Genomic DNA, 15,667 nt, shown 5'->3' with positions numbered 1-15,667 from the left:
AGGTTCGCTGGGGTCCGACCGCGGTCGTAGGGCCCGTGTGGTCCACCGTGCTTCGGACACGACCGCCGACCTCTGGAGGATCTGATGCGTAGCACCACCCGTCGCGCGAGCACAGCCTTCGTCGCCCTCGCGCTCCTCGCCACCGCGTGTGGTGATGGTGACGGCGACACCGAACCCACCGACGACGGCACGGCGGCGGATGGTGGCGAGGCCGCAGCCGATCTCGAGCTGGTCAACGAGGGCACGTTGACCGTCTGTTCCGACATCCCCTACGAGCCGTTCGAGTTCGAGGACCCCGACAGCGACATCGGCTACAGCGGGTTCGACATCGAGCTGATCCAGGCGATCGCCGAGCGTGCGGATCTGGATGTCGAGGTCACCGTCACAGGCTTCGAGGCGCTCACTTCCGGGACCGCGATGGCGACGGGCCAGTGTGACGTCGCCGCATCCGCCATGACGATCACCGAGGAGCGCGCGGAGCAGATCGACTTCTCGGAGCCGTACTACGAAGCACTGCAGTCGCTGCTGGTGATGAGCGATTCCGGTATCGCCTCGATCGATGACCTCGAGGGCACCGTGGTGGGCGTCCAGTCGGGGACGACCGGCGAGATGTACGCCCAGGAGAACGTCGAGGGAGCCGAGATCCGTGCCTTCGAGAACCCGGGTGACCTGTTCGTCGCCCTCGACTCCGGCCAGATCGACGCCGTCCTCCAGGATCTGCCGGTCAACGCGGAGCGGGCTCGCGACACCGACGAGCTCGAAGTCGTGGAGGAGTACGACACCGACGAGAACTACGGCTTCGCCCTCGAGCAGGACCGGGCTGACGATCTGCTGCAGGTGATCAACGATGGCCTCGGCGCCGTGCGCGACGACGGCACGTACGAGCAGCTCTACGACAAGTACTTCGCGACGGAGTGACCGATCCGCTGGAGCGGCGAACGGAGGGGGCCCACCGGGCCCCCTCCGAGTTCGCTCAGCGCCTTCGGAGTAGGTTCCGCCCCGCTGGTCGGAGGTGAGCACGTGAGCAAGCGTCAGCGTCAGCAGCTCGTCCGCCTACTCATGTACGCGATCTTCGTCGTAGCCGTGGCCGCAGTGGTGGTGTTCGCCGACTGGTCGAGGATCCGGAGCCGCTTCTTCGACATGGACATCGCCCGGGACATGTTCCCCGACGTCCTGACGATCGCGGCCCGCAACACCATCCTGTACACGTTCCTTGCCTTCGTATTCGGCCTGGCGTTGGGTCTGCTGCTGGCCCTGATGCGCTTGTCCTCAGTGGCGCCCTACCGGTGGCTCGCGACGGTCTACATCGAGATCTTCCGCGGGTTGCCCGCACTTCTGACCATCTTCCTCATCGGGTTCGGGATCCCCCTCGCGTTCGGCACTCGCTGGCCGATCCTCTGGCAGATCACCCTCGGGCTCGGTCTGGTGGCGGCCGCGTACATGGCGGAGACGATCCGTGCGGGGATCGAGGGGGTCCCCAAGGGCCAGATGGAGGCCGCACGCTCCTTGGGTATGACGCACACGAGGGCGATGGGCTCGATCGTCATCCCGCAAGGGTTCCGCATCATCATCCCTCCGCTCACCAACGAGTTGGTGCTGCTGATCAAAGACACCTCGCTGCTGTTCGTGCTCGGGACCACGGTGCAATCCAAGGAGCTGCTCAAGTTCGGCCGTGACCTCCTCCAGGCGCGCGCCAGCCCGACCCCCTTGATCGTCGTCGGGTTCGTCTACCTGCTCATCACCGTGCCGATGACCCAGCTCGTCGCGGTCCTCGAGCGACGCAACGCCCGCACGCGCTGAGGTACGACCCGTCCCGGCTGGGGAGAACACGGTGAGACGGCAGCAGCTCCGCGGGAGAGGGGGGAGCCGCTGCCGTCCCACCGAGGGTCAGCGGGGAGCCGTGAGGCTCCCGAGCGCTGACTCGGAGGCGGTGACCACGTCACGGAGCGCTGCGGCCAGGATGGCGGGCTCTGGCCGCTCCGTGGTGGGCTGCATCAGCATCGACACGGCCCGGGTCAGCTGCACACGCAGCCCCAGTACGTCGGTGTCGCTCACTGCTACCTCCTCTGCGTCACTGGCGGATGACGTGAGGCGACGCTACGGAGCCCGCGTTCCGATCGGGTTACACGCAGGCGCCGGTCCGGTGACGTCGAAGGGACAGTGGCGGCTGCCGGCCCGTAGGCTCCCACGACCGCCCGCCCGTCCCGTGCACCACGGCACCCGGAGACCACCCGCGTGAGCCTCTCGTCGGCCCCCCGCCGCGCGCACGCCATCGAGCTGCGCGACCTGCACAAGTCCTTCGGGGAGAACCAGGTGCTGACGGGCATCGACCTGACCATCGACGAGGGCGAGGTCGTCTGCGTCATCGGCCCCTCGGGGTCGGGCAAGTCCACGATGCTGCGCTGCGTCAACCGCCTCGAGGAGCCGACGTCGGGACAGGTGTTCGTCGAGGGGGAGGACATCACCGACCGGGACGCCGACGTCGACGGCATCCGCTCGCGGGTCGGCATGGTGTTCCAGTCCTTCGAGCTGTTCCCGCACCTGACCGTGCTGCGCAACCTGACGATCGCGCAGCAGCGCGTGCTCAGGCGGTCCAAGCAGGCGGCGATCGAGGTCGCTGAGCTGAACCTGGCGAAGGTGGGTCTGTCCGAGAAGCGCGACGCCTACCCGGCGCACCTGTCGGGTGGTCAGAAGCAGCGGGTGGCGATCGCACGCGCCCTGTCGATGGATCCGGACCTGATGCTGTTCGACGAGCCGACCTCCGCACTCGACCCCGAGCTGGTGGGGGAGGTGCTCGGGGTCATGCGACGACTCGCCGACGAGGGGATGACGATGATGATCGTCACCCACGAGATGCACTTCGCGCGCGAGGTGGCCGACCGGGTGGTGTTCATCGACGGCGGTGTGATCGTGGAGCAGGGTCCGCCGGCACAGGTGCTCGACGACCCGCAGCACGAGCGGACCCAGCGGTTCCTCAGCCTCGTGGGCTGACCGGATCGCTGGCGCCGCGTGACCGCCAGCCGTGCTGGTCAGCCAGCAGGACGGCGCGCCACAGTGCCTCGCCCCCGTCGCCGAGACCACCGGCCAGCTCGAGCGTCGCGAGACCGTGGGCCCGCGCCCAGAGCGCTCGGGTCGCGGTGGCGAGGTCGAGCCCGCGCGGCAGTCCCAGCGTCGCCTCGATGCGCGCCGTCGCACGTTCGAGGTGGGCGAGCGTGCCGAGCGCCAAGGCCGCATCGTCGGCGTCCGGCACGAACTCGACCACGGGCCGATCGAACATCACCCGGTACAGGTGCGGCTCGGCCAGGGCGCTGGCGCGGTACGCGAGGCCGAGCTCGAGGACGTCCCGCCACGGGTCGTCGGTGACCGGCACCGCGGCGAGGTGGTCGTCGAGCGCCGCGAACCCGGCCACGTACATGCCGCGGACCAGCTCGGCCTTGGAGCCGAACAGCGCGTAGATGGCGCTGGTGGTCGCGCCGACGGCCTCGGCCACGGCGCGGACCGAGAGCGCGGCGGGTCCACGCTCGGCGAGCAGGGCGCCGGCGGCGTCGATCAGCTCGCGTCGCGTGGATTCGCCGTACACCCGGGGGCGTGCCACCGCTGCTCCACCTTCGTCGGTCCGTGCTTGACGACCGGAGCCTACCTGGCGTAACGTCGTTATGTAACGATGTTCGCGAACAAGGCCTGACGTGTCACGAGGAGGCACCCGATGGAACCCACGTTGCTGAGCGAGGCCTCGATCCGCATCGCCGGCGTGCTGATCCTGGCGGTGGCCACGATCGCGTTCGGCGGGACGTTCGTGCTGCGGGTCACGCGCGGGAGCGCGCCGGCGACCGAGTTCCAGCGGCGCTTCTTCCGGGCCGGGCACGCCCACGCCGGTGTGCTGGTCATCCTGGCGCTGGCCACCCAGCCGTTCGTCGACGCTGCCGGACTCGGCGGGCTGCCCGGTTCCCTCGCGCGCAGCGGCGTCGCCGCGGCCGCCATCTTGATCCCGGCCGGGTTCTTCCTGTCCGTCCTCGGGCGCGACGTGGAGCGCCCGAACGGCCTGATCGCGCTGCTGTGGGCCGGGGTCGCGGTCCTCGTCGCCGGCGTGCTCACCCTCGGCGTGGGGCTGCTGACCGCGTGAGCCTCAGACGACGTCGGGACGCCAGGCACCGATCCGGCTGCGCCGCTCCTGGCGGATCTGGCGCCGGATCGCGGCCTGCGCCTCCCGCCGCCGTTCGTCCTCGGTCTCGGCCACCAGCGGCGGGACCTCACGGGGGCGTCCCTCGGCGTCGATCGCGACCATGACCAGGTAGGCCGACGTGGTGTGACGGCGCGGGCCACCGAGCCACGGCTCGGCCTCGACCTTGACGCCGACCTCGAGGGAGCGCCGGCCCGCCGCGTTGACCGAGGCGGTCACCACGAGCAGGTCGCCCACGTGCACCGGCTCGGTGAACGACAGTTCGTCGATCGCGGCGGTCACGCACGGGCCACCGACGTGGCGCGCCGAGGCGGCGCCGGCGGCCGTGTCGACCTCGTGCATGATCACCCCGCCGTGGACGTTGCCGAGCCCGTTGGCGTCGTGGAACGTCATCGGGCGGGTGAAGATCACCAGGCTGTCGCGGACGGGGCGGGGCGTGAGTTCGCTCATGCGTGCAGTCAAGCGCACGCCGTCCGTGGGCCGCGCAGGGGAGAGGGAGGGGCTCGGGCGGATCACGGCGAAACCAACCGGTATCCGGGTCGTTGGGTCCAGGACCGGGCACCGGCGTGCCCGCAGGGTCGGGAGCTCTCGTGAACCAGATCGCAGGCCGCCGCGTCCGTGCAGGGGTCGTCGCGGGCGTCCTCGCTGCGCTGCTGCTCGCCCTCCCCGGGGTGGACGCGCACGCCCAGGGGCCCGGGAACGGCCAGGGGAACGCCCCAGGCAACGGTCAGGGGCACGGCCCCGGTGGCCCCGGGCCGGGGGGCGGCGACGTCATGCCGGAGCCCGATCCGGGGACCAGCGCCGCGGCGGTCCCCTTCGAACTGGTCGAGGACCGCGACGTCGACGACCGCCTGCCGCAGCCCGAGGACCGCTACGCGCTCGCAGGTGGGTGCTACGCCATCGAGGCACCGGAGGTCGGCTTCGTCGCCCGCGACGGGGCCGGCCTGACGCTCGCCGACGAGGCCTCGGCCGTGCCGTTCCACCTCCAGGCGACCCGCCTCGGCAGCTACCTGCTCGCCGCCAACGAGGGCCCCGACACCAGCCACGAGGACGCCTGGTGGGACGTGCGGGGCTACGTCTCGGCCGTCTCGGCGCTCCCCGAGCTGCCGCTCCTCGGCACCCTGCCGGCACCGCCCGCCGAGCTGGCCGCGCTACCGGTCGACGGCCTGTCCCGCGTCGCCGTGGCGGCCCACCCGAGCCCCGACGCGGACTGGGAGCTCGCCGCAGCTGGTGACGACCCGGACCGCAAGGTCGACGTCGAGGGTGGAGAGGTCAACACCTACGTGCTCACCCTGCCGGACCGGGACCGGTCCCTCGGTGTGATCGACGGCGAGCTCGCGCTGGTCCCGGCGGACGACGCCGCGCCGCTGGTCTTCCACCACGTCCCCGACGACACGCACGGACGCCCCTGCGCGACCTGGCCCGAGATCGACACCGGTGCCGACGGCAGGCCCGCGCCCACGGGGACGGCGCCGGGCAGCCGCGTCGAGGGGTTCTTCGAGGCGCACGTCCACGGCATGGCGTTCGAGTTCCTCGGCGGCGAGCTGCGCTGCGGCCAGCCGTGGCACCCCTACGGCGTCGAGTACGCCCTCGGAGACTGCACCGAGGGTGGCACCCTCCTCAACGGGGTGCTCGAGGTCCCGCTGGCCGGCAAGGGACCACAGGAGCCCATCACCGACTACGACCCCGTCGGCTGGCCGACCTTCGCCTACTGGCCGCAGCACGACACCCTCACCCACGAGCAGTACTACTACCGCTGGCTCGAACGGGCCTACCTCGGGGGCCTGCGCCTGACCACCAACCTGCTGGTCGACAACACCGCGCTGTGCCAGCTCTACCCGTACAAGCGCAACTCGTGCAACGAGATGGACGGCGTCCGCCTGCAGGCCCAGCGGCTGTACGAGCTGCAGGACTACATCGATGCCCAGTCGGGCGGCCCGGGCGAGGGGTGGCTGCGGATCGTCACCTCACCGGCCCAGGCCCGCGAGACCATCAACGCCGGCCGCCTGGCGATCGTGCTCGGGATCGAGGTGTCGGTCCTGTTCGACTGCGGCGAGATCCTGGACCAGCCGCAGTGCACCGAGGACGAGATCGACGAACGGCTCCAGGAGGTCGTCGACCTCGGCGTCCGCCAGATGGAGATCGTCAACAAGTTCGACAACGCGCTGACCGGCGTGACCGGGGACGGCGGGACCACGGGCCTGGTGGTCAACGCTGGCAACCGGTACGTCACCGGGCACTTCTGGGACATGCAGACCTGCCCCGACGACCACTCCCACGACCACGGCGACGAGCACGACAAGACCCAGATGAACGTCGTGGACGAGACGCCCGACGGGTTCCCCGAGGAGATCGACGAGCTGGCCGCACGGGTGATCGAGCTCAGCGGGGCCACCCGTGGGTACGCGCTGCCGCTGTACGGCCCAGGTCCGCACTGCAACACCCGCGGGCTGACCGACCTCGGCGCGCACCTGATCCGGCGGCTGGTGGAGCACGGTGTCATCTTCGATCCCGACCACATGAGCGCCCTGGCCCAGCGTCAGGCCCTCGACCTCATCGAGGAGATCATCGCGGAGCGGGAGGCCGCCGACGAGGGAGCCGCGCCGGGCAGACCCGGGAGAGGCCAGGGCCAGGGCATCGGCAAAGTGGGCGGCGGTCCTGACGCTGGCGGGCGCACCCACCCGGGGCTGATGTCGAGCCACAGCTGGGCGAACGAGGTCATCTACCAGCGCATCTACGAGCTCGACGGGGTGGTGGCACCGCGCACGTCGACCGCCAGCGGGTTCGCGGACCGTTGGGTCACGTTGCGGGAGTACGCCGCCCGCTGGGCGCCGGAGGGCTACGACTTCGGTCTCGGCTACGGCGCCGACACCAACGGTCTCGGCGGACAGCCCGGACCGCGAGGCGGCGAGGTCGCCGAGCGGATCGACTACGCGCAGGGCTTCGCGGCACCGATCGGTGGCGTGCACCTCGGGCAGCAGGTCTCTGGCGTCAAGCCTTACGACATCAACACCGACGGCGTCGCCCACTACGGCCTGTTCGCCGACTGGTTCCACGAGGTGCAGCTCGCGGCCGAGGAACGGCACGCGGAACGGGGCGGCGGCGAGGCGATCCTGCGCGACATGCTGAACGCGTCGGAGCAGTACCTGGCGATGTGGGAACGGGCCGCGTACGGCGGCAACGACTGCGTGGTCGACGGCTCGACCCTCCAACACGAGGATCTGCACGCGCTGCTCGGGCTGAACGTCGAGGGGTTCCTGCGCGCCATCGGTCAGCCGATCGACCGTGACGGCGATGCGTTCGTGTACTGCGCCGAGGACGAGGCGGGCGACCTGCGTGTGGTCGACGTGACGTTCGACGGGGACGGGGTGGCCGTCGAGGTCGACCTCGGTGCCGTCGTCGAGCAACTGCCGGGAGGCGCACAGACCCTCGGAGCGTCCAGCAGCCTGGACGACGTCGTCGTCGAGGCACCCACCGGGCCGGCGCGGGCATCCGACCTGCACGACCACGTCCACCACGGTGGCGGCGTCGTCGGCGCACACCGGGCGGTGGCCGCCGGCGCCGCGTCACCGGACGAGTCCGGCGCGGGCCTGCTCTCGCTGATGCTGCTGCTGGCCGGCCTCGTCGCCCTGTCGACCCGCCGCATGGTGCACGCCTCGCGCTGACCTGCGGGGTCAGAAGAGGGCGCGCGCCAGGCGGGGGCGGGCAGCCTGGACCCGTGGATCCGCGTCGCCGAGGACGTTGAAGAGCGCGACGATCTGCTCGCGGGCCGGCTCGCGGACCTCGCCACCGAGCTGCACGGCGGCGAGGAGGTGGTCGAGCCCCTCCTCGTAGTCGCCTGCTGCCGCCAGCGATCGGCCGAGCTCGAGCAGCGTGGCCCCGTCGGCATCGCCTCGCGCGACGGCGGCGCGCAGGTCGGCGAGGTCGGCGTCGTCCGCGCCACCTCGGGCAAGCTCCGCCCGCGTCACGACCGCCTCCGCCGCGGGGTCCGGCCGGTGCGGGAGGACCAGCTCGATGGCAGCCGACGGATCGCGTTCGACGAGCAGTTCCGCCAACCCGACCGCCGCCTCCCGGTGCGTGGGTTCGAGCTCGAGGGCGTGGCGCAGGGCGGCCTCACGTTCGTCGCCGTCCAGCACGCGCGCACGCTGGACGGCCCGATCGGCCTCGGACGGCCCGAGGTCGTCGAGGAAGCGTTCGATCTCGGCCTCGGGGCGGACACCGACGAACTGGGCCACGACCTTGCCGTCGCGGAGGCCGAAGACCGCCGGGATGCTCTGCACCTGGAAGGCGCGAGCCACCTCGGGGTTGGCCTCGGTGTCGACCTTCGCGAGCACGACGTCCCCGCCGCGGGCGGTGACGGCGCGCTCGAGCATCGGGCCGAGCTGCTTGCACGGTCCGCACCACTCGGCCCACAGGTCGACGACCACGGGGGTGGTGTGCGAGCGGTCGATGACGGCGGTCTGGAACTGCGCGTCGGTGACGTCGAAGACCAGCGGCGAGGCGGGCGGGGACAGGTCGGTGCTCACGGAGGACCTCGGGCGGGAGCGGGGGAGTTGGGCGGGAGCGGGGGAGGACGGGCAGGGGCCGCGCGAGCGGACGACCGCGGGGGCCGAAGGGTGCCGCTCACTAGGCTCCCCGGTCAACGCCACCGATGTCGAGGTGCTTCCCGTGCCCGAACCGACCGCGCCTCGAACCGGAGGCGACGCCGCGCCCCGTCCCACCATGCTGCTGCTCGACGGGCACTCGCTGGCCTACCGGGCCTTCTACGCCCTGCCCGACACCCTCCGCACCCAGACGGGGCAGCTGACCAACGCGGTCTACGGGTTCACCTCGATGCTGATCAAGCTGCTCGCCGACCGGCGTCCGGCGTCGGTCGTGGTCGCATTCGACAAGGGGCGGGACGTCTCGCGCACCACGGCGTTCCCGGAGTACAAGGCCAACCGGGCCACCCCGCCCGATGAGTTCCGGCCCCAGGTCGACCTCATCAAGCAGGTCCTCGAGGCGCTGCGCATCCCGGTGTGCGAGGTGCCCGGCGTCGAGGCCGACGACGTGCTGGCGACCCTCGCGGTCCGGGCGATCGACGAGGGGTTCCACGCCTACATCGTGACCGGGGACCGCGACGCGATGCAGCTCGTCGACGAGCACCTCACCGTGCTCTACACCCTGCGCGGCATCTCCGAGGTGGCCGAGATGACCCCCAAGGCGGTCGAGGCCCGCTACGGGGTCCCGCCCGGCTCGTACGTCGACGTGGCTGCCCTGCGTGGCGACAAGTCCGACAACCTCCCGGGCGTGCCGGGCGTCGGGGACAAGACGGCGGCCAAGCTGGTGGTCCAGTTCGGCGACGTCGACGGGATCCTCGCCCACCTCGACGAGATCTCGGGCAAGAAGGTCCCTGCGATGCTCGCCGAGCACGGTGAGCAGGTCCGCGCCAACAAGCGCATCATGCGACTGCGCCGGGACATCGAGGTCGACGCGGACCCCGCCGACCTGCGCATGACCGGCATCGACGCGGCCGCGGTCCGCGAGCTGTTCGGCAGCCTCGAGTTCCGCGCCCTGTACGACCGCTTCGTCGAGGAGGTCCTCGGCGAGCAGGAGGAGGCCGAAGCGGCCTCGTTCGAGCGGACCCCGTCGCGCCTCGAGGCGGGCGACCTGGCGGTGTGGCTCGAGGGGGTCGGGTCACCGGTCGCGATCGTGCCGACGGTGACGGCCCGACCACCCCACACCGCCCTCGAGGCCGTGGCCGTCGCCGCGCCCGACCGCGACCCCGCCTCCGCCCGTGTGGCTGAGTTGGACCCGGCGGACCTCGACGCCCTGGCGGGCCTCCTCGCCGATCCGACGCGTGCGGTGGTGACCCACGACGCCAAGCTCCTCGACCACGCCGTGCACGGACGTGGCTGGGTCGTGTCGAACGTCACGGTGGACACCGAGCTCGCGGCCTACCTGCTCAACCCCGAGCAGCGCAGCTTCGACCTCGAGCGGCTCGCGCTCCAACACCTGCAGCGCACCATCACCCCCGAGGAGGGGGACGGGGCCGGCGACCAGCTCGCGCTCGACGTGTCCCCGGACGAGGGGTGGGAGGAACGGGCGATCCGCGCCGAGGCGACGCTCGAGCTCGCGACCTTCCTCGGCACCGAGCTCGACGAGCGCGGCCAGCGCGACCTGCACGACCGCATCGAGCTGCCGCTGGCGCCGGTCCTGGCCCGGATGGAACGCACGGGGGTCGCGCTCGACCTGCACGTCCTCGACGACATCCGGGGCCGTCTGGCGGCGCGGGTCGTCGAACGCGAGCGCGAGGTCCACGACCACGCTGGTCGCCCGTTCAACGTCGGTTCGGGTCAGCAGCTGCAGCAGGTGCTGTTCGACGAGCTCGAGCTGCCCAAGACCCGGCGCATCAAGACCGGCTACACCACGGATGCCAACGCGCTCCAGAACCTGCTCGGGCTGCACCCCATCATCGAAGCCATCATGGAGTGGCGCGAGCTGAGCAAGCTGCTGACCACCTACGTGGATGCCCTCCCGCCCCTGGTGGACGCTGCGACCGGCCGCATCCACACGACCCTGTCGCAGACGATCGCGGCCACGGGGCGGCTGTCGTCGTCCCAGCCGAACCTGCAGAACATCCCGGTGCGGCGCGAGGAGGGTCGCGAGATCCGCCGTGCCTTCGTGCCGGGGGAGGGCTTCGACCAGCTGCTCGTCGCCGACTACTCCCAGATCGAGCTGCGGATCATGGCGCACCTGTCGCAGGACGAGGGGCTGCTCGAGGCGTTCCAGAGCCACGAGGACGTGCACGCCACGACCGCCGCGAAGGTCTTCGATCTGCCGCTGGACGCCGTCGACGGGGCTCTGCGCGACCGTGCGAAGGCCGTCAACTACGGCCTGGCCTACGGGCTGACCCCGTTCGGGCTCGGGCAGCAGCTGGGCATCCCGCCGGACGAAGCGGCCGAGATCGTGACCGCGTACTTCGAGCGTTTCCCGAAGGTGCGCTCGTTCCTCGACGCGGCCGTCGTCGCGGCCACCAACGACGGCTACACCACCACGATGTTCGGCCGCCGCCGCTACCTGCCGGACCTCCGCTCGGACAACCGCAACCGGCGCCAGATGGCCGAGCGGATGGCGCTGAACGCGCCGATCCAGGGCACGGCCGCCGACGTCATCAAGCTGGCCATGATCGAGCTCGGGCGGGCCCTGGACACCTCGGGGCTGCGGACCCAGCTGCTGCTGCAGGTCCACGACGAGGTGGTCCTCGAGGTCCCGGACGACGAGCGCGATGCCGCCGAGACCCTCGTGCGCGACACGCTGTCGTCGGTGTGCGAGCTGGCGGTGCCACTGGAGGTCGACACGGCGTTCGGCGTCACCTGGTTCGACGCCCAGAAGCACTGACGGTCACCACCGTGGAGCCGACCCGCCGTCCCGTCGCCGTCCTCCTCCTCGTCGCCGCGTCCGTCCTGGCCCTCGGAGGGTGCGGCGGTGACCGGGCGCCGTGGGACGACGCGGCACCGGTACGCGACGGCGACACCGTCGCGGTCGGCGAGCGGATCGTGCTGCTCGTGGGCGAGAACCAGAGCGTCGGCGACCGGATCAGCGTGGTGCGCGAACCCGATCCCGGCGTGCTGCGGCCCGTCGGATCGGGGATCCACCGCGAGCGCAAGGACGAGGAGCTCCTCGGTGTCGGTCACCAGCGGTGGTACGCCTTCGAGGCGGTCGGGACCGGCACGGGCGAGCTGGTGTTGTTCAACTGCTGGCGTTGCGACCCCGAGCAACCGAACGACGACCCGCAGACCCGCGAGATCGCGTTGGTCGTCCAGGTCGAGGACTAGGACGAGGGGCGCTGGACCGTCGCCGGTTCTCGCGCGGGGCCGAACCGCCGCGTGCCCAGCAGGATCCACCCCACCGTCAGGACCGCGGTGCCGATCAGGACGGGGATGGCACCGAGCTGGGCGATCAGCGGGATCGAGGCGGCCGTGAACAGGCCCCCACCGACCACCGGCTCGAACATCAGCTGCTTGTAGCCGAACGCTTCCAGACCACCGGACCGGTTCGGGGGGTCGGCGATCCGCATCAGCAGCAGGCCGGTCACCGTCATCCCCATCGACTGACCGAAGTCGCCGAGGCCGCGTTCGTAGGCGTACTCGGGGACGATGCGGGGAGCCAGGAGCAGGAACGCCCCCACGTTCCAGGCGATCCCCGCGGCGGCGAGCACGAGGAACGCCCCCAGGTTGCCGCCGATCGCCTCGAGCGAGAGCGTCCCGAGCGCCGCCACGATGATGAGGTCGAGCGCCGCCCCCGAGATCCGGTTGACGAGGTGGCGGTCCACGACCGACCTGCGATCCATCCGGTCCAGCGCGAGCTGGAGCAGCACACCACCGAGCATCGCCATCGGGAACAGCGGGAGGTGCACCAGCAACTCGAGGCCGCCCTCGCCGCCCCACGTGGCCTCCTCGACCAGCACCAGGCCCTCGAGCAGGACCCACCCGATCGCGATGGCCAGCGCCACGAAGCCGATGTGGATCGACAGCGGGTCGGTCGACGCGCTCTCGTCGGACCGAGCCCCTTCGCGGTCGTCGAGGTCGTCGAGGTCGTCGCTGGTCTCCTCGCGTGCCACCTGCGTCGGGTCGCCCGACGGGTCGAGCGCGATCCGGCCGGTGCGTACCCCCCAGTTGACGATGACGGTGCCGATGAGGACGCCGGCGACCAGCCCGATGGTGGCCAGGCCGAGCGCGAGATCGGTCCCCTCGGCGAACCCGAACTCCTCGAAGGTGGAGCTCAGACCCGCCGCCGTGCCGTGGCCGCCCTCGAACCCGATCTCGATCAGCGCGCCAGCGATCGGGTCGAGGCCGAAGACCGGCCCGAGGACGAGCAGCCCGAGGGAGATGCCGACCACGTACTGGCCCCAGGCGATCGACTGGCCGAGCGCGACCTGGGGCCCGGCGACGCGCCAGATCTCTCGCAGCCCGGGGATCGTCTTGCCGATGAACAGGGCCGCGAACACCACGCTGATGAGCAGCACGGGCAGCTGGGACCACGCTTCGAGCACCGCGTCGGGGAGCAGCCCACCGGTGAGCCACTCCGGGCCTCCCACGGCGGTCGCGGCGCGTCCGAGCACCTGCGGGCCGACCAGCAGCATCAGGGTGCCGCCGATCACGGAGGCGGGCAGGAAGAGGCTGCGGAAGAGCGGCACGCGCGAGCGCAGCCACTTCGCGGCCACGAGCGCGAGGCCGATCACCAGCAACGAGGTGAACACGTCGCTCACAGCTTCGGTCACGGCCTGTCCCCCTCGCTCTCGGTGACGGCGGTCGCGGGCCGGGCGACGCCGGGGCGCGGAGGCTACTGGTGCGCGCGCGGCTGTCCGCCGCCGCAGACACGCGGAGCAGTACGGCTGAGGTGACGTCGGCGAGGTGCTCGGCGGATGCGCGGCTGATCGGCCCGATCCGGACGGCCGTGTGCGGCTCCTCGCCGGCCATCCGACGGAGAGCCCGTGCAGATGTGAGACAGAGGGACAGGGGGAGGATGCGCCGTGGTGGTACGGGAGCTGGGCCGCAGTGCTCGGGCCCGACGGCACCTCCGGGGGCGTCGTCGGCACAGGTGTCGTCCGCACACCACTCCCTTCGGGACCACCGTGGCTGGCGAGCATCACTCGCCGACGGAAAGGGATACAGATGAGACGGATCAGCGTCATAGGGATCGTCGTCGCCATGCTCATCGGGATGGGATCGACGGCGGCACTCGCCCAGAGCGGCCATTTCCTGACCGGCGGCGCCAACGCGCCGACGTGCGTGGACATCGGTACGCAGGTCGAGTGCTCCGGCAGCGTCGCCGGCCTCGGCGGCACGACCTTCGAGATCACGATCGAGGCGACTGGGATCGCGTCGGTCCAGTGCAGGAACCCCGGCGGGAACATCGCGCCGGGTCAGGACACCACGGTGACGCTCGAAGGGACCACGGACCCGCTCCCGACCCCCCGGAACGGTCGTTCCAACTTCACGGTGACGACCGATGAGCCGACGGTCGACTCCTCCGCGTGCCCGAACCCGCAGTGGACCGCGGAGGTCACGGACGTGGCGTTCACGGAGGCGACCCTCTCGCTCTTCGAGAACGGGACCCTCGCGGACCAGATCACGGTCTCGGTGCAGTGACGCCGTAGCCACCACCTGGCCGCACGGACAGCAGGGGTCGGGCGTGCGCCCGGCCCCTGACGCCTGCGCGGCCACCTCGGTCGGCGCTCGGTCCCGCACCGACGCGCAGCTCCCGGCCGATGTGCGCTGACCGCGGCTCGTCGTCTCACCGGACGAGGCTGCGAGGAACGCGCTGAACCGTCGACCGCCCGACGATGATCGGAACCTCCGCTTCTCGCCCGCAGCGGTCCCTCGTGCGCTCCTGGTGAGGGGGCCCGGCACGACGACACGCAGCGACAGCGGCACGTCACGCTGCGTTCGGTCGAGCGGCGACGACACCACACCGGCGACGCCAGCGGACGACCCCGCCCGATCGTTCGCGCGGCCGGGTCCGTTCCGGACCGTCGCCGATGCTGGTGTCGGCCATGACAGAGCCTCCCGACCGGAGCAGACTGTCGCGGGATCCTTCACCGGCTGCAGGGTGAGGTTCCGGCGTCACCTCGCGGGGATCGGGGCAGGCATGGACGTCCGTGCGTTCGGCACGTTGGAGCTCGGGAACCAGGCGCATCGACTCGGTCCGGATGACCTCGGTGGCCGGATGCCGAAGCAGGTCCTCGGCCTGCTGCTCTCCGCTCGCGGGCACCTGATGTCCAAGGAGCGGCTGATCGACGGACTGTGGGCCGATCGTCTTCCTCGCCACCCCGTGGCCGCGTTGGAGAACCACGTCTGGGTACTGCGCCAGCACCTGCGTGAGATCGCAGGTGATGCGTGGCCGGTGGTGATCACGGTGTCGCAGGCGTACCGGTTCGCGGTCGAGCAGATCGAGTTCGACCTCGATCGCTTCGATGCGCTCGTGGCGCCGACGCAGGACGGAGACGTCGCCAGGTCCCGCCAGCGCCTCGAGATGGCGCTCGGGCTCGTGCGTGGCGAGCTCTTCGAGGACGAGCCGTACGCCGAGTGGGCCGCGTCCCTGCGGGTGACCTACAACGCCAGGGTCTCCCGTGTGCGCCTGCGGCTCGCGGAGCATGCGCTCGTGCAGGGAGACGCTGACGCGGCCGTGGAGCAGGCAGGCAACGTGATGGAGCAGGAACCGCTCAACGAGCGTGCCTGCCAGCTGAGGATCCTGGGCCTGGCTCGGGCCGGACTGCGTGACCAGGCCGTCGACGTCTTCGAGGGCTTCCGGCGCGCGCTCCACGCCGAGCTGGGTCTCCCACCCACAGCGGAGACGTTCGGTGTCCTGGAATCGGTGCGGCACGGTCACGGCGGCGCCGGCGGCGGTCATCACGTCCCCCAACAGCCGCCGCTTCGACGGAGCGAGCCCGAACGAAGCCTGTGAGCCGAGCGACGGTCCCACCGGTTCGTTGCCGGACGCGTT

The 15,667-nt window shown here is 71.3% G+C and carries 14 protein-coding genes; 9 read left to right on the top strand and 5 right to left on the bottom strand.

Going from position 1 to position 15,667, the window contains the following annotated elements; translation table 11 throughout:
* Positions 1 to 84: 84 nt before the first annotated feature.
* Both NITAL_RS18670 and NITAL_RS18665 read left to right on the top strand, forming a co-directional pair.
* Positions 85 to 918, top strand: coding sequence for a basic amino acid ABC transporter substrate-binding protein (locus tag NITAL_RS18670; protein WP_052667661.1), 834 nt, complete (start codon positions 85 to 87; stop codon positions 916 to 918).
* A gap of 141 nt (positions 919 to 1,059) precedes the next feature.
* Complete coding sequence (locus NITAL_RS18665; RefSeq protein WP_052669807.1) at positions 1,060 to 1,800, top strand: ABC transporter permease subunit; 741 nt, start codon at positions 1,060 to 1,062, stop codon at positions 1,798 to 1,800.
* An 87-nt stretch (positions 1,801 to 1,887) separates the two neighbouring features.
* On the opposite strand, the gene NITAL_RS27500 is transcribed toward NITAL_RS18665, so the two are convergent.
* A complete protein-coding gene (locus NITAL_RS27500) occupies positions 1,888 to 2,055 on the bottom strand; it encodes a hypothetical protein (RefSeq protein ID WP_157041949.1) in 168 nt (55 codons plus the stop codon).
* 180 nt (positions 2,056 to 2,235) lie between these two features.
* On the opposite strand from NITAL_RS27500, the gene NITAL_RS18660 reads away from it, so the two are divergent.
* A complete protein-coding gene (locus tag NITAL_RS18660; RefSeq protein WP_342674209.1) occupies positions 2,236 to 2,991 on the top strand; it encodes an amino acid ABC transporter ATP-binding protein in 756 nt (251 codons plus the stop codon).
* Here NITAL_RS18660 and NITAL_RS18655 read toward each other — a convergent pair.
* A complete protein-coding gene (locus NITAL_RS18655) occupies positions 2,975 to 3,595 on the bottom strand; it encodes a TetR/AcrR family transcriptional regulator (RefSeq protein ID WP_052667660.1) in 621 nt (206 codons plus the stop codon). The two genes, NITAL_RS18660 and NITAL_RS18655, sit on opposite strands and share 17 nt — an antisense overlap.
* A gap of 111 nt (positions 3,596 to 3,706) precedes the next feature.
* Between NITAL_RS18655 and NITAL_RS18650 the strand changes: the two genes are divergently transcribed.
* Positions 3,707 to 4,123 (top strand): hypothetical protein, encoded by a 417-nt coding sequence (locus NITAL_RS18650; RefSeq protein ID WP_052667659.1) that lies wholly within the window; start codon positions 3,707 to 3,709, stop codon positions 4,121 to 4,123.
* A gap of 3 nt (positions 4,124 to 4,126) precedes the next feature.
* Here the strand turns inward: NITAL_RS18650 and NITAL_RS18645 are convergent, their stop codons facing one another.
* The gene (locus NITAL_RS18645; protein ID WP_052667658.1) at positions 4,127 to 4,630 is read right to left on the bottom strand and encodes an acyl-CoA thioesterase; all 504 of its coding nucleotides are present in this window, start codon (positions 4,628 to 4,630) and stop codon (positions 4,127 to 4,129) included.
* 140 nt (positions 4,631 to 4,770) lie between these two features.
* Here NITAL_RS18645 and NITAL_RS18640 point away from each other — a divergent pair, with 140 nt between their 5' ends.
* Complete coding sequence (locus NITAL_RS18640) at positions 4,771 to 7,845, top strand: hypothetical protein (RefSeq protein WP_052667657.1); 3,075 nt, start codon at positions 4,771 to 4,773, stop codon at positions 7,843 to 7,845.
* Between the two features lie 9 nt (positions 7,846 to 7,854).
* Here NITAL_RS18640 and NITAL_RS18635 read toward each other — a convergent pair whose 3' ends face one another.
* Positions 7,855 to 8,706, bottom strand: a complete 852-nt coding sequence (locus tag NITAL_RS18635; RefSeq protein WP_052667656.1) for a tetratricopeptide repeat protein — start codon at positions 8,704 to 8,706, stop codon at positions 7,855 to 7,857.
* A 142-nt stretch (positions 8,707 to 8,848) separates the two neighbouring features.
* On the opposite strand from NITAL_RS18635, the gene polA reads away from it, so the two are divergent.
* Together polA and NITAL_RS18625 are read left to right on the top strand one after the other, a co-directional pair.
* Positions 8,849 to 11,560, top strand: a complete 2,712-nt coding sequence (gene polA / locus NITAL_RS18630) for a DNA polymerase I (RefSeq protein ID WP_211262509.1) — start codon at positions 8,849 to 8,851, stop codon at positions 11,558 to 11,560.
* Between the two features lie 11 nt (positions 11,561 to 11,571).
* Complete coding sequence (locus NITAL_RS18625; protein ID WP_052667655.1) at positions 11,572 to 11,997, top strand: protease inhibitor I42 family protein; 426 nt, start codon at positions 11,572 to 11,574, stop codon at positions 11,995 to 11,997.
* On the opposite strand, the gene NITAL_RS18620 is transcribed toward NITAL_RS18625, so the two are convergent.
* Entirely contained in the window at positions 11,994 to 13,442 is a 1,449-nt protein-coding gene (locus tag NITAL_RS18620) for a sodium/glutamate symporter (RefSeq protein ID WP_052667654.1), read from the bottom strand. The two genes, NITAL_RS18625 and NITAL_RS18620, sit on opposite strands and share 4 nt — an antisense overlap.
* A 178-nt stretch (positions 13,443 to 13,620) precedes the next feature.
* Here NITAL_RS18620 and NITAL_RS18615 point away from each other — a divergent pair, with 178 nt between their 5' ends.
* Positions 13,621 to 14,313 carry a hypothetical protein gene (locus NITAL_RS18615; protein ID WP_211262508.1) on the top strand — a complete coding sequence of 231 codons (693 nt, stop codon included), beginning with the start codon at positions 13,621 to 13,623 and terminating at the stop codon, positions 14,311 to 14,313.
* Between the two features lie 499 nt (positions 14,314 to 14,812).
* Positions 14,813 to 15,628, top strand: coding sequence for an AfsR/SARP family transcriptional regulator (locus NITAL_RS18610; RefSeq protein WP_157041948.1), 816 nt, complete (start codon positions 14,813 to 14,815; stop codon positions 15,626 to 15,628).
* Positions 15,629 to 15,667 lie beyond the last annotated feature (39 nt).

The organism is Nitriliruptor alkaliphilus DSM 45188, assembly GCF_000969705.1.
In the GTDB taxonomy this organism is placed as follows: Bacteria; Actinomycetota; Nitriliruptoria; order Nitriliruptorales; family Nitriliruptoraceae; genus Nitriliruptor; species Nitriliruptor alkaliphilus.
Note: the sequence above shows the minus strand (reverse complement) of the source record. Positions and strands in the feature narration are given on the sequence as shown.